Consider the following 15130-nt stretch of genomic DNA (forward strand, 5'->3'; position numbering starts at 1 on the left):
AACTAGTAAAAAGGCTCTCACAAACGAGAGCCTTTTTTATTTTAAAAAAGAAATCTTATATTTTATTTTCAAAAGAAACTAGTTAATTATCTTTCAAATGTATTCTTTCTCCATGCAATTCCTCCAATTGTCAATACTGAAAGCAAACCTAAGCCAAGTGCCATCAACTCTGAACTCATTAATTCATCTGAGCCTGTAGTAGGAAGTAAAGCTCCAAATGGCTCCGATACTATAGGCGTACTAAGAACATTCACCTTGTTACGAAGAGCTGAATTATTACCAGTCGATATTGTAGGAACAGAGAGTGCAGTGTTCCCAACTTTTGAAAATGGTACTTTTTCTATTACTTTTACTCTCATATTATTTCCAAGAGTGTCATCTGTATTCACTCCATCTTTACCATTTTGACCATTGGCACCATCTTTACCCGCTACACCTGCTGGCCCTTGCGCTGAAACTCCCGTATCTTTTCCATTGATAAAGATATCTCCATTATTTCCAATTGTAAATGTTGGACTTTCTCCATCTTTACCATTTGTACCATTTTGACCATCAGCACCATCTTTACCCGCTACACCTGCTGGCCCTTGTGCTGAAACTCCCGTATCTTTTCCATTGATAAAGACATCTCCATTATTTCCAATTGTAAGTGTTGGACTTTCTCCGTCTTTACCATTTGTACCATTTTGACCATTTTGACCATCGGCACCATCTTTACCTGCTACACCTGCTGGCCCATGTGCTGAAACTCCCGTATCTTTTCCATCAATATACCAATCACCATTTTCTCCAATGCTAATATCTGGCTCTTTACCCTCAGGACCTATTGGACCAGTTACTCCTGGATCTGTGGTTCCGGTAGGAGGGACAACCGTGAGTGATCCTTCACCAGGAAGTGTTACACCTCCTGTTGCAGCTGAACTACTTATAGAACTTGAGGAACTACTAGCTATACTTGAATTATTCGTTGCACTAGAACTTTCAGCACTGTTATTAGAACTAGATGCAACATTACTGCTATTACTTGTCGAGCTAGAACTATTTGAATTGTTTGGTGCAACAACCGTCAAGCTTCCTGATCCAGGTAGAGTAATTGGGTCGGCAAAAGTAACTGTACTTGTCAATATGTCTCCCACAGGAATACTTGAAGCATCAAAGTTATAAGTCAAAACAACATGACCAGCACCGATATTATCAACTACCATATTTCCATGGGCGGTAGCAATAATTTTACCTGTATGGCTGTCATAAAGGGTCCCTTCCGTAGGTTGAGAAGTATTTGCGTCCATCATATCATTTTCAACTTGAACAAAATCATAGGCTAGTTGGTTTCCATCCGCATAAATTTGTCCTTGTAAATACGCTCCCGCAAGTTGGTGATTACCAGAAGCAACATAAACTGGCGCAGATGATTTATAAATTTTACCAGTTATAGGATCAATGTAACTATAATCTACTGTATAAGTTCCGACTGAGTTTGTATTAACGTATCCAGATACACTGAGTTCATCCAATGATAAACTCTTACCTCCAGTGATGATTGCAGAAACGAAGCCAGCATCTGGAGAATATTGATCCCCAACAAATACGGTTTGAGATTGGGTCGTAATTGTTACAGCACTAGTTGGAGCAATTATAGGGTTAATATTTTCATTGTTCATTTGATAGACAATTGTTGTATAACCAGCCTGTGTAGGAGCGCTGTTTAAACTTACTCCCGCAGTATTCCCTCCTTGCGTAGATGCTGCAGCAGTTCCCATTGTTGTAGTTGCTCCATTTAAAGTTGGTTTAACTACAAACGTTTCGGGTACAAACATACCATCCTGATTTGATCCTGTAACAGCTTTTTGACCTTGATAATAATAGTTTTCGTATGCAAGGTTTTGACTAATCTGACTGGTTGGGTCTTGTGCTGTAAACCCAACTGTCATAGTTGCAGATGCTGTTATTGTAGGAATAGCAGCTGTTCCTGTACCATTTGCACCAACATTCCCACCAAGGCTGAGAACACCATCAATCACACCAATACCAAATTGGATAGCATCAAGTGGGCTGCTTAAATTTCCTTGTATTGAACCAGCAATAGCAGAATTTGATAAATTAGCAATATTGCCTATTCCTGCTAAAGTTTGACCTAAAGAATACCCTATACTATTAGTTCCGTTTGTTAAACCATTTGTAATATCTGCTTGTAATCCTTGGACAATAGAATTATATCCTTTTAAAGCGGTACTATAAGCTGCCGTGGTTGTATTGAGTATACCATTCAAAAAGTTATCTACAATAGCAAGCCCTGTATAAGAAGTATTACTTGAGTAATCATCAAATAGATTTGTAATCGAACTTGGTAGAGTAACAATCGTTCCCAGTTCATTACCTACTGATTGGGTATAATTTGTCACAAGATTAGTTGCCCAGTTAGCTACAGCAGTAATAAAGCCATGACCACTTCCTTGAACGGTAAAGGTACCATCACCGTTATCAACAACTGGTGCAAGATAATTTTCAGTAAATATTCCGCTCGTTGGGGAGCTAGCATTTGCCAATACCTTTCCAGATTCATTAATAGAATTTATTGCAAACTGAACATTATTACCATACTGTTGTAAAGCTGTCGCTGCAACCGTAGTTATAGACTGAATCTGAGTAGCAACATTATAAATTCCTTGTTCAAAACTAGTAGGATTAATTTTTAAAAGTTCACCAATAGTAGGTCCAGAGAAAAGTGCTCCTCCAGTAAGTGGATTTGGAATAGATATTTCATTACCTAAAACGGTAGTAATTAAATTATTAAGTTGTTGTTGACCGCCATTTAAAATAGAATTAAATGACAACTGGTTAAAAGGCGAAAGAATAGTATTTACTGAACTTGAAATAATTCCATTCACATAATCTGTTGCTGAGAGTCCAACATACTTAAGGACGTTGTCTGGAACACTTACAGCTGGATCAATAACAGCCTCTAAAGCACCAGTAAAATATGTTGCAAGAGAGGAAGCTAAGTTACCATTCAAAATTTGATTGATTGTATCAGTAGTTGAAACCCAAGCAGAGCCCGCACCTGCAGCTATATCATTTACAAGGGAAGCCACACTTCCTACTGCACCTCCAAGAGTATTAGCTAAAGCTTCTGTCGTACTTGAGTCAGCAGTATATTGAATGCTAACCATTGCAGTACTGGCTGCTGAAGTGACGATATAGCCAGTTTCTTCTGCGCTCATCATATTTTGCATTGAAGCAATGGCTGTACTATTTGCAGTAATACTAGTCAATAGATTCGTCATCTGTACAAGTAAAGAAGCCGCACTTGCATTAAATCCACCTGCTGCAATTACTTGTGATTCTGCGGCAGACAATGAAGCATAATCAATCGCCATAGAACTAGTAGTTTTTGACAAATCAGCAATCGAGGATGCAATAGCAGAATTTTTTGTAGTTGTAGAAGTTGATTGAACAAACTCTTCACTTCCCACCACATCGTTCGGATAGTAACTTTGAGCTCCTTCATTTATTATTTGATAAGAACCACCAATTGTTTGTGCCGTTGCATTATTTTTTACAGCGAGAGTTGTTGTAGTCCCTTGTAAATTAGCTGTCGATTCCTGATTTGCTGCATAAATTACTTTGGTATCTGCTACTGATAGACCAGCCTCTACTAAATCAGAAGGGGCTTCAACTGTCCATGAATAATTTCCCCCAGACAGAATATCATTAGCTGGTTCTCCTGAAGGTACTATTTGAGTTTGCTTAATATCAAATGATGTTGAAGAGTTTGCACTACTACCAGCTTGTACTGCCCCATTATTATTTAATGCTGTGCTATTTGTAACTCCTAAAGCTGGTGAGGCTGAGGAATCAACTCTGTTAACAGAACTATTAACACTATAAGTTCCGTCAGTATTAGTTGTATTTTTAGTTTCTGGAAGTCCTGTTGGAGCTGCAGTAGAGCCTAAAGAGTTTGAAATTACTGAAGTTCCATCTTGTCTTAAAACAACGTTACTCGTACTCGTTACAGTTGTAGAACTAGCCACACTTGAGGTAGCTGCTAAACTACTTGCAACCACCATATTTGAAGAAGTGATTGAACTTTGCAGTGAATTAGCATATGAGGCATTATCAGCGCCTGCGGTGGCATTAGATCCTAAACCTCCGGTTGCGGTATTTTCCGTCCCAGTAGCACCCGCTGAACTAAGAACTTGTCCATCTGCATGTACGTCTAGTTCAGTTCCTAAAGCACCTACTAATATAAATGCAATAACTGCAGAACTATAAAGCCAATTTTTACCAGATTTCCAAGTACGAAATTGAGTGTTTACTTCTTTGAGATTTTCTTTCTTAAGTTTCTCCATAGTTTATTCCTTTTCGTTTAAAATAAAATTGTTTCACAATAACATAATACATTTAAATTAATAACAATTCAAGTGTTTGGAAGTATTATTCATGATTTGCTTTTATAAATAGTTTCCTTTTTGATATTTTTTTAAGACATAAACCCTCTATTATAAACAGTTTTATATAGATTACACTATAGAAAAATAGTTTCTATTCATCAAAAACCCACTTTCTATAATGTATAATTATTCACAATTGTTAAAAAATCGAGTAACAGCCTAATACCAACCTAATAGTTGCATTAAACAAATTATTTTCTTTCATTAAGAATCCAATAATACTTGTTGTATTTTTTTAAAGCGAAATAAAAAGATTTCGACATACAAAAATTCTTATTTTTCGCCATCAACAGTAATTGTAGACAATAAAAAAAGCAAAAGATATAAAACCTCCTGCCTTTTCATAGAACTAACTCCATAATCTTTTCAATTAATTATCTAAAAAACCCATTTGAAAAATATAAACAACTTCTTCTTGATTAAAATAACGAATCGATTTGAGATTTTTATATCCTTCTGGTATTACTATTGCTGAATAGTCTAGCTCACTATTTGAATCTAACTCTACTTGCTTATAACCAATGATCATCAATTTTTCACTTCCCCCAGCAAGTAAAACTACACTCCCAAGTGGCAGAAAATCCTTTAACTCCCTCATAATTTACAATTTCCCTTATTGCTTCTTCCTATAATTCTTATACGTTAGAGTAATTATAACATTTACTTGAACACAAAGCTACAACTGAAATAGAAATATTACATCATTTTTAGTTAGCATAAAAAAAATTATTTAATAACAGATTTAATATTACTTCTACCATCCCCCATTTTATTTATGATAATTTGTTGTCCAATAGTTGCTTTCATTTCCTCTACATGGCTAATTACTCCAACTAATCTATTTTCACCAATTTGTTCAAGAGCTTGCATTGCTTTTTGTAATGTTTCTTGGTCAAGAGAACCAAATCCTTCATCAATAAATAGTGCTTCTATTTGGACACCATTAGCTGTATTTTGTACGACTTCACTTAAAGCCAAAGCAATTGACAATGCGGCTATAAATGTTTCTCCACCCGATAAGGTATCAGCTGAACGAGCCGCCCCTGTTTCATTATCATAAATATTAATATCTAAGCCATGATCCATTCGTCGATTATTTCCCTCGCCAGCAAGTTCAAATCGATATCTATTGTTTGACAACTGATTAATAAAATGAAGGTTAGCATAATCAAGAATTTTTTCTAAATAATTTTGAACCACATATGTTTCAAGCCTTAGTTTATCTTCGGAAGCTCTACCAGAAATTGCATTATAAAGCTTAGTAATTGCAGCTTTTTTGCTAGCATCCTTATCTTGTTCTTTTATAAGTTTTTTTAACTCACTAAGAATCAACTTCGCTTGCTCTACTTCATTTTCAGCAGATACCAATTTTTTTTGCAAAAAAACATAGTTTTCATTTGTCTGTTTCTTTTCTTCTTCAATCAATGCAAGATTTGGTCGCTTTTTATTTTGAATTAATTGCTGAATATTTTTAATTTCGACTTTCAATCTTGCTTTATCCGCTTTATATTGTTCAACTTTTTGGGAAATCTGAATTAAATCATCATCATAAGCCCACTCTTTTAATATTTGAAATTCTGTCGTGAATGCCTCTTGCTCAGAAAATTTTTCTTTTATTTTTGCTTTATTGGTACTTATCCTTTCAAGTAATGTTGCTTCTTGATTTTCCAATGAATTTAAGCTGGCAGTTTGTGAAGAAATTTTTATTTTAATATCTGAAAGTTGTGCCATTAGTTCTGACAGATGTTTTTCAAATAAATCAGCTTCTTCTATTAGCCTATTTCGCTTCCTTATCAAATTATAACTTGTTTCAGTAATCCCTATCTCCGTTATTTCAGCGTTTAAATTTTCTATTTGTCTATTAAACTCTTGATTACTATATTCAAAGTCTTTTACCTTTTCCTGTAATTCAAGTTTTTTTGACTCTAAATCAGCAAGCTTTACTTTTGTTTCATCATTTTTTACCTCTTCCAACTCTAACGATTTCGTTAAATTTAAAAGACTTTCCTCAATAGATACTTCATCAAAGTAATCCGGAAATATTTGTGAATAATCAGCAATAAATTCACTATAAAGAATTGAAAGTTCTTTTTCAAACTCATCTGCCTCTATTTTTTTCAAATCAAGACTAGTTTTAAGTTCAGTCTTTAATTGTTGTAATTGTTTATTTTTCTCCAAAAGGACTGTTTGTTTCTTTTGTGATTCATCAATCTCTTTCAATAAATTTCCAAGTTCTTTATAAGAGCTTTCTTCAATAGTTTCTGTAAACGGATGTTCTAATGCACCACACACGGGACATGCTTCGCCTTCTTGCAACTCAGATTGCAGCTGTACGATCATTAAGCGCCTTCTACCTTTTAATTTTTCATTATAAGCAAATTTAGCCTTTTCTAGATTGTCCTTATTTTCAGAAAGCGCTATTGTGTTTTCTTTTAATTTTAATTCTAACCCAACAATATCATCTTTTGAATGTTTCACTTTCTGAAAGGTCGGAATTAATTTCCCTCGAAATGTTAATTCTAATTGATTTCTCTCTTCTCTTTTATTAATAAAGTAATCATCAGAAATAACATCATCTTGAAGAGTTGAAATATTTTCGGCTGCTTGTCCCAAGTTAGCTTTAAAACTTTCTAGTAGTGTGAGATTATCAGCTTGCTCTAACTTTAACTCCTCTACCTTTGATTGTTTTTTTTCTACTTGAAGTGATAGCTGAATCTGGATAAATATTTTTTCTGCTGCTTTTTTATTCTCATTAATATTTTCTTGCTGTTTATTTAGGTCCTCTTTTTCGTTTGTTAATTTTTTCAAAAGAATTTCATCTTTTGCTTTTTCAGAAATTATCCCAGCAATATTATTTTTTAAACTTTTTGACTATTTTATATCTTGTTCTAATTCATGAATACTTTCTTTTAAGGGAGAGGCCCATTTCAATTTTTTTAGATATTCGGAATTTTCTTCAAAAATAGCTGACTTTTCAATAATATTCTGCTGGTAATCATTTTCTAAATTATTTAGATTTTTAAACTGATTTTCTAATTCCAACGCGGATTTATAAGCTATTTCTATCGAAGTTACTTTTTCTTCTTGTTCAAAAGTTTGACCTTCTATCTCATTTTTTCTCGCAACACGATCCTTCCATAGAGACGTGACTAGATCCAGTTTTTCTTGTTCAGCTGCATCTTCTAGTTCTTTTAATTCAATAGGATTCCAAATTGATGATTCATATAAATTTTGTTGTTTTCGATCATGTTCTAAATAAACAGCATTCATCTCTGAATTTTTAGCCTTTATCTCATTGCTAAAAGATGTAAAAATGTAGGTACCAAATATTCTTTTTAATATTGCCTCTTTATCTGGAGTAGAAGACTTCAAAAATCTCGAAAAATCATTTTGAGGTAGAAGAATTATTTTTTTAAATTGTTCGGCATTCAGATGTAAAAGACGAGTGATTTCTTCTCCAACGTTTTTAGGATTTATTGCAATATTATTTTTCTCGATTCCTTTTACTCTATCTACAATAGCTAATTTCGCTGTTGATTTTTGAAGAGTAGATCCACTGCCTCGTTTCTTTGAGAGTTTTTGTTCAGGACTTCTTTCAATTCTGTATAAAAGATTTCCTTGTTCAAAATAAAAAGTCACGCTTGTCCTATCATCAGCTGTTGCAAACTGACTTCTCATTTCTTTGGCATCTCTATCACCCGTTGTTGTTCCAAACAACGCATAAGTCATCGCGTCAAATATCGTGGATTTTCCAGCGCCTGTGTCCCCACTAATTAGAAATATAGGAGATTCATCTAGCAGTCGAAAATCTACGACAGAATTCTCATGGGGGCCAAAATAATTCATTTCCAAATATATAGGCTTCATTTTTATTTTTCTCCTTCTAATTCATTAAATGTACTTTCGATGATTGCTGTTTGTACATCATCTAGCGTTTCCCCTGTAGTAAATTTATAAAAACTAGAAAGAATTTCCACATTATCTAACGTTTCAATATCTTGACTCCTACTTCTTGTTAATTGTTTTTTTTCAAATTGATAGTCAAGTTCTATAATTGTTCCATAAATCTTTTGGAGTTGGGCACGTAAATTTTGTCCCACGAGTTTCGTCCGATCAAAATTTTTAATTGTAATCGCAAACCAAGCTTCATTAAGTGGTTGCCTTTCATAAAAATCACGGTTTATTAGTTGCTCCCATTCTTCTTCAAGAACTACTAAATCTGTTTTAACTTGTAGTGGAAGAAAGTTAGAATTGAGCATTTTTTCTTTAATTTCAACAACAAAAATTCCTTTTTGTGTTGACGCTTCTTTGGTATTAAATTTTACTGGACTTCCCGAATACTGTACTTTATCACTTGGGGAAGCTAACCTAGTATGAATATGACCTAACGCAACATAATCAAAATCTGCAAACTGTGAAACATTTAAGGTCGATAATCCACCTACTTTAGATGAGGTTTCACTTGTTAAAACAATTTCTTCTTTATGAGGACTCACCGCAAAATGAGTGACTAAAACCTGATTCTTCTTATTATTGAACTGACTTTTCATCTTAGAAATTACCAATGTCATCGCATCATCAATTGTCTTAATTTGCTTTGTGCCCTCTTCATCTAATCCCTGATTCGAAAAATATATTCTTGCATCCATTGGGTCAAAAAAGGGAAGTAAAAAAATCTGAGTTTCTTTTGTTTCCACTGGAATAAAGGCTTCCTCAAGGGATGTTCGTAGATGTAAATTATTATAATCCAACCAGTCCTTAGCATAACTTAGTCTTTTGGCTCCATCATGATTCCCTGAAATCATATAAATAGGAAACTTTTCTATAATATTCATCTCTCTCAGCATCTGATTGAATGTTATGACTGATTCTGCACTCGGAACTGCTCGGTCATAAAGATCTCCAGCAATGATAATTCCATCAACTTGATTTTGTTTTGCCAAAGATAAAATTTGCTCAAATGCATATTTTTGTTCTTCCAATAAAGAAAAACCATTGAGTGTTCTTCCAATATGCCAGTCTGATGTGTGTAAAAATTTCATATCTCTATCCCCCAAAAATAATCTTAATCCTTATAATATTCACCTTTCATTATAACATTATCAAATAGTTTTATATTATTCATTGATAGAATATCTGATAAAACAAAAATACTAGCATTAACACTAGTATTTCAATAAATTCAATTATTTATTATTTTGCTTTTAATAACTCTTCTTTGCTGTGAACTAATTGTGTTAAGAAATCACAATAAGGTGTGGCTACATTATATTTTTTACCTTTACGTGAAACAGCCCCATTAATATAGTCAATCTCTGTCAATCGATTATTTTTAATCAAATCCTGATACATAGAAGGGTAATGTAATCCAATTGTGGATGGATCAAAACAGGTTTCAACGTGCTGAACTACTTCAGCAATATCAAGGTTTACATTCTCAAATTTTGCTACTGCTGCAAATTCATTAACAATAGTAACAACCATATCATGTGCTGGTTTTGTTTCACCTAATCCGGCCATATTAGTGTCTAAAATAGTACAAAGCCCATTCATTGTTCCATTAACACAAGCTTTTCTATAAATAGAATAATGAATATTGTTAGAATATTTAGCATTCAGTCCCGATTCTGATAATATTTCTGCTAACTTTTTAGCTGTTTCTTCCTCACCTGAAATAAGATTTTGTAGCTCAACCGAACCATCACCAAATAATTTAGCTTTACCTGGACCTTCTAATCCAGCAGTCCACATAGTATTACCAATAAAGATATTATTTTTCGAAACATATTTTTCTATAGTATCTTCGTGCCCAATTCCATTTAGTAAGCAAAGTACCTTGGTATGCTCGTCAATTAATGGTTTAATATCTTGTAGCATCTTATCTAATTGCATGGCTTTTGTAAACAAAATAATTAAATCTGTTTTTTCTTTAGAAGAAATCTCAGATTGTAACTCAACCGATAGATGAGCGGTGAGTTCTTCTCCATTGTAATTAGCTCGCAAACCATGCTCTTTAATCGCTTTAACGTGTTCAGGCCATCCATCTATAAGGGTTACTTCATTGCCACCTTTATGAAGCATTAAACCAAAACGACTCCCCATCGCTCCTGCACCGGCAATTGTAATTCTCATTTTATCTCTCAATCTACATATTTTTTCCATAAAATAACTGAATTCGCTATTTTTAAACGAGTTCAGTTATAGTAATTTATAGATAACAAATTATTTATAGTTAAAATTGTAGCTTTTTATTAGTCAAAAATCAAAAATTAACTTTCAAAATATAAGACAGAGATATTTTGAAAATTCAACAAACCCTCACTAGATATTCTTATTTTGCCTGATCCCAAATTCGAACATTTTCAATAGCGGTCATCAAGCCAAGCTGCCTGACTTTTCGTGGCAGAAATTTACGAATATCATCTTCATTATAGCCTACTTGCAATCTATGTTCATCCACCACAAGTGGACGACGCAGCAATTTTTGATTCTGAACAATTAACTCTACGAGTGAATTTAGAGTGAGCGCATCAAAGTCAATGATTTTTGATAGTTTTTTATAAGCACTACTTCTTTTAGAGATAATCTCCTCTACTCCAGTTTCTGTTAATGAGAGTATTCTTAAAATATCTTTTTTTAATAAAGTATTTTCTAAGATACTTATCTCTTCAAATTCTAATTTATTTGTAATTAACCATTGTTTCATTTTTTTACTTGAGCTACAGTTTGTCGAAGAAAATAATTTAATCATGGCATAATTTCCTTTTTTGTTTTTTTATTATTTTTTTCTCATTTACAAATATATTATATTAAATCTTTCATTTTTTGTCAATATATATTATTATTTTAATTTAATTTTTTTGTTATTTAACTATAGTTTTTATGCATACCTCTATTAAATAATAAAAGCCATCATTTTGATGGCTTTTGTTTAATACTTATTTTCTCCCCCCAGAAGTTAATGTCTTAAATTTATGCTTCCATTCATTTTGGAACCATCGATTTTCAAAGGTGTCTGCAAGCAGAGTATTTCTCTCTGTTTGTTGTTTACTATTTTTGACCACTTTTACTGATATTTTTTTAGACAATTGATTTCCTCCCATTAGTGCTCTTAGATGATTAACCGAACAGGCCACCTCTAAAACTACTATATAGCTTAAAAAAAATCTAAAGGATATAGAGAATCATTTCATTCTCTTAACGTAATTGTACCAAAAAAATAACATTTTATGAAGAAAAAAGCTTACTTTTGATATAGATAATTTGAATACCCCATTAAATAACAAAAAAGCCAGTCGAATGGACTGGCTCAATGTTTGTAATTTGAAAAGAATTTCAGAGATGTCAAGGTTGGATATGCCTTGACTCTCTTATTCTATCGTATTTTATAAACTTTAACTAATTATTTGTTTGAAAAATTTTATTGATGTTAGCTTTCATCCTCCTTTTTATTCTTACGCCAGAACAATAGACTACCAAGCAGAGATAGAATGACTGTTCCAATTACACCAAGCCAGCCAGTTTCTGCACCATTTGTTGCTGGTAATTTACCACTTGAGAAATACTTACCACCCATATTATCCCCACTATTACCTATTGCCATTCCAGAAGTCAAGACCGGAATAATAAAGTCTGTTGGATCACTTACATTTCCTGCAGCATCAGTTGAGGTAGCCGAAAGTTGAGTACCCGGTTTAACCCCCATCGGAAGTTTAATGCTATAGTTTCCATCTTGATCCACTATAGTAGTTCCCAAAATCTCACCAGTTGCTGGGTTTTTAATTGTTATTGTAGATCCAGGTTCCCCCTTACCACCAACCGTATAACCTGTATCAGGGTTACCAGTCACGGTATCTACACTTGGAGGATTAGGAGCTGTAGTATCTGACGGAGCCTTAGGATCAGCTGGAGTGGTCGCTGGAGTTGGATCACTCACATTTCCTGCGGCATCGGTCGCTGTAACACTAATTGGTGCGTTAGGACCGACTGAGCCTGGGAGGGTAACCGTATAATCTCCTGTTTCATTCGCAGTTCCCGTTCCAACGGTTGCACCACTGCCATCTTTAATTGTGATAGTTGATCCTGGTTCAGCCGTACCTGTGACCGTATAACCATTCGTGCTGTTGCCTGTCACATTGCCTACTGTTGGTGCATCTGGAGCGGTGGTATCTGCTGGGTCTGTAACAACTAGGGTTTGGGTGACATCGTCATACCCTGAAGCTGAGTATGTCACAGTATAAGTGCCAGCCGACAAGCTACCATTAGTGACTGCAGTTCCTGAAGCATTCGTGATAACTGCTGTAACCGGAACATCGGCACCTTCACTGTCTTTCAGAGTTGCTGGAAGAGTAGCCATGGCATCTGAGGCACCAACCGCTGAGGTTGTTGCGGTCAAGTTACCAGTTGGAGCTACGAGAACTGGACTTACTGGGTCTGCTGGAGTTGTCGCTGGAGTTGGATCACTCACATTTCCTACGGTATCGGTCGCTGTGACACTAATTGGAGCGTTAGGACCGACTGAGCCTGGGAGGGTAACCGTATAATCTCCTGTTTCATTCGCAGTTCCCGTTCCAACGGTTGCCCCACTGCCATCTTTAATTGTGATGGTTGATCCTGGTTCAGCTGTACCTGTGACCGTATAACCATTCGTGCTGTTGCCTGTCACATTGCCTACTGTTGGTGCATCTGGAGCGGTGGTATCTGCTGGGTCTGTAACAACTAGGGTTTGGGTGACATCGTCATACCCTGAAGCTGAGTATATCACAGTATAAGTGCCAGCCGACAAGCTACCATTAGTGACTGCGTTTCCTGAAGCATTCGTGATAACTGCTGTAACTGGAACGTCGGCACCTTCACTGTCTTTCAGAGTGGTTGCAAGTGTAGCTGTTGCGTCTGTAGCACCAATCGCTGAGGTCGTTGCAGTCAAGTTCCCAGTAGGGGCTACGAGAACTGGATTAATCGGATCGGCTGGTGTTGTTGTTGGAGTTGGATTACTTACATTCCCTGCTGCGTCTGCGGCGGTAACATTAAGTGGGGCATTGGGGCCAACTGAACCTGGGAGAGTAACCGTATAATCTCCTGTTACATTCGCGGTTCCTGTTCCAACGATTGCCCCACTGCCATCTTTAATTGTGACCGTTGAGCCTGGTTCAGCTATACCTGTGACCGTATAACCATTCGTGCTGTTGCCTGTCACATTGCCTACTGTTGGTGCATCTGGAGCAGTGGTATCTGCTGGGTCTGTAACAACCAAGGTTTGGGTAACGCTAGAATAGCCTGCGGCCGAATATGTCACGGTATAAGTACCAGCTGACAGCTGACCATTAGTTACTGCAGTTCCTGAACTATTGGTAATGACTGAAGTTACCGGAATGTCTGTACCAGCATTATTTTTTAAAGTCGCTGGAAGGGTCGCTGTCGCATCTGACGCTCCAATTGCCGAGGTTGTTGCGCTCAGGTTTCCTGTAGGCGCTACCAATGTTAAATTAACATCCCCTGCTAAATAAACATAGGAAATACCATTTGCATCACTAAGAATATTGACATCCAATAAATTGGTTTGAACCGCTGATCCTACAAATTTGGCATCAATGTTACTTGCAATAGTAGTTGGTGCTGTGATCTTGGTCGGAATTGTAATACTTGTATCACCCAATGCTGAAGCGTTTAAAAGGAGATCTAAAATTCCACCAGTTCCATTAACTAATGGCACTAATACAGCATCGATTGCTGTAATGAGTGGAGGTTTAATTAAAGCTAAGGCAGTATTAGCCGCAGGAGCCGCCAAACCGGTTGCGGTTAGGCTATTAACAGCTGTTCGTAAATTTTGCAAAATAGCCGTGACGTTTTGGGATAAAATCGCCCCCATTCCGTCATTTAAAGGTGCACTAAGCATTGAATTTCCATTAAGAGTGGTGGGTGTTGAAAAAGTCCCTCCACCAATATTTTGGATACCTTTTAGTAAATTCAATTGTGTCGTTACTTGTGTCAAGTTAATACTGGCTGCCGGATTGTTACCTAAAATGGTAGCTACCCCTGCAACGAAAGTATCACCAGCACTCACAATCGCATTGATGAGCGCAATTTGATTGAAATCAATTGTGAGATTAGTTGTTACAGAAGTGTTTCCGTTCGCTACAACAAATCCACGCAATTCTTGAGGAATCGCCAAAGCAGCGTATCTTGGGCCCGAAAGTAAAGAGACATTAGCTAAAGCATGGCCTGAGATTGTAAAATCGACGTTGTGACTCCCTGAATTACTGGTCCATCGATTTGTTGTACTTGTACCACTATTATTACTTGAAGTGATATTTTGCAATAGGTCAATATTCAAGGCAGCTGCTTGTGCTGTGATCTGATTAGAAAGAAGGCTGTAAGCTGTTGGAATAACTACCGATGTCATTAATAGAGTTCCTGACATCGTTGCTGATAATACTTTACGTTTAGTAATAATTTTATTTTTCTTACGTGGTGGTTTTTGTTTCTGCATTTCCATTTTGTCAAATTCCTCCTAAATCGTTTGGAAAAATATCTTATGTTGATCAGGCATAAAATATTTTTAAGCAACATGTATTAAGTAATCTATTCTATACACTATTTATACATCATTTCTTTATAAAAAAACATAAAAATACTTTTGTTTTTGCTTGACCATTGCTGACTTTCACAAGAGCTTGTGT

7 protein-coding genes and 1 pseudogene are annotated in these 15130 nt (G+C 35.5%); all 8 read right to left on the reverse strand.

Going from position 1 to position 15130, the window contains the following annotated elements:
• Positions 1-86 precede the first annotated feature (86 nt).
• Positions 87-4349 (reverse strand): bacterial Ig-like domain-containing protein, encoded by a 4263-nt coding sequence (locus MKX45_RS07660; protein WP_340816973.1) that lies wholly within the window; start codon positions 4347-4349, stop codon positions 87-89.
• 472 nt (positions 4350-4821) lie between these two features.
• Positions 4822-5049, reverse strand: a complete 228-nt coding sequence (locus MKX45_RS07665) for a DUF4176 domain-containing protein (RefSeq protein ID WP_015426569.1) — start codon at positions 5047-5049, stop codon at positions 4822-4824.
• A gap of 128 nt (positions 5050-5177) precedes the next feature.
• A pseudogene (locus tag MKX45_RS07670) lies at positions 5178-8318 on the reverse strand (AAA family ATPase).
• Positions 8319-8320: 2 nt separating this feature from the next.
• The gene (locus MKX45_RS07680; RefSeq protein ID WP_340816976.1) at positions 8321-9493 is read right to left on the reverse strand and encodes an exonuclease SbcCD subunit D; all 1173 of its coding nucleotides are present in this window, start codon (positions 9491-9493) and stop codon (positions 8321-8323) included.
• A 151-nt stretch (positions 9494-9644) separates the two neighbouring features.
• On the reverse strand, positions 9645-10583 hold the full coding sequence (locus MKX45_RS07685; RefSeq protein ID WP_010905887.1) for a 2-dehydropantoate 2-reductase: 939 nt from the start codon (positions 10581-10583) through the stop codon (positions 9645-9647).
• Between the two features lie 199 nt (positions 10584-10782).
• Positions 10783-11202 (reverse strand): Spx/MgsR family RNA polymerase-binding regulatory protein, encoded by a 420-nt coding sequence (locus MKX45_RS07690; RefSeq protein ID WP_021469486.1) that lies wholly within the window; start codon positions 11200-11202, stop codon positions 10783-10785.
• Positions 11203-11389: 187 nt separating this feature from the next.
• A complete protein-coding gene (locus MKX45_RS07695) occupies positions 11390-11554 on the reverse strand; it encodes a hypothetical protein (protein ID WP_003131055.1) in 165 nt (54 codons plus the stop codon).
• 326 nt (positions 11555-11880) lie between these two features.
• The gene (locus MKX45_RS07700) at positions 11881-14946 is read right to left on the reverse strand and encodes a phage tail tube protein (RefSeq protein WP_340816978.1); all 3066 of its coding nucleotides are present in this window, start codon (positions 14944-14946) and stop codon (positions 11881-11883) included.
• Positions 14947-15130 lie beyond the last annotated feature (184 nt).

The sequence above is a fragment of the Lactococcus sp. FSL W8-0209 genome, assembly GCF_038006585.1.
In the GTDB taxonomy this organism is placed as follows: domain Bacteria; phylum Bacillota; class Bacilli; order Lactobacillales; family Streptococcaceae; genus Lactococcus; species Lactococcus lactis.

Excerpts from the sequence above, each read along its gene's own strand:
- MKX45_RS07660 (WP_340816973.1), bottom strand. The coding sequence starts at position 4,349 with ATGGAGAAACTTAAGAAAGAAAATCTCAAAGAAGTAAACACTCAATTT.
- MKX45_RS07665 (WP_015426569.1), bottom strand. The coding sequence starts at position 5,049 with ATGAGGGAGTTAAAGGATTTTCTGCCACTTGGGAGTGTAGTTTTACTT.
- MKX45_RS07680 (WP_340816976.1), bottom strand. The coding sequence starts at position 9,493 with ATGAAATTTTTACACACATCAGACTGGCATATTGGAAGAACACTCAAT.
- MKX45_RS07685 (WP_010905887.1), bottom strand. The coding sequence starts at position 10,583 with ATGAGAATTACAATTGCCGGTGCAGGAGCGATGGGGAGTCGTTTTGGT.
- MKX45_RS07690 (WP_021469486.1), bottom strand. The coding sequence starts at position 11,202 with ATGATTAAATTATTTTCTTCGACAAACTGTAGCTCAAGTAAAAAAATG.
- MKX45_RS07695 (WP_003131055.1), bottom strand. The coding sequence starts at position 11,554 with ATGGGAGGAAATCAATTGTCTAAAAAAATATCAGTAAAAGTGGTCAAA.
- MKX45_RS07700 (WP_340816978.1), bottom strand. The coding sequence starts at position 14,946 with ATGGAAATGCAGAAACAAAAACCACCACGTAAGAAAAATAAAATTATT.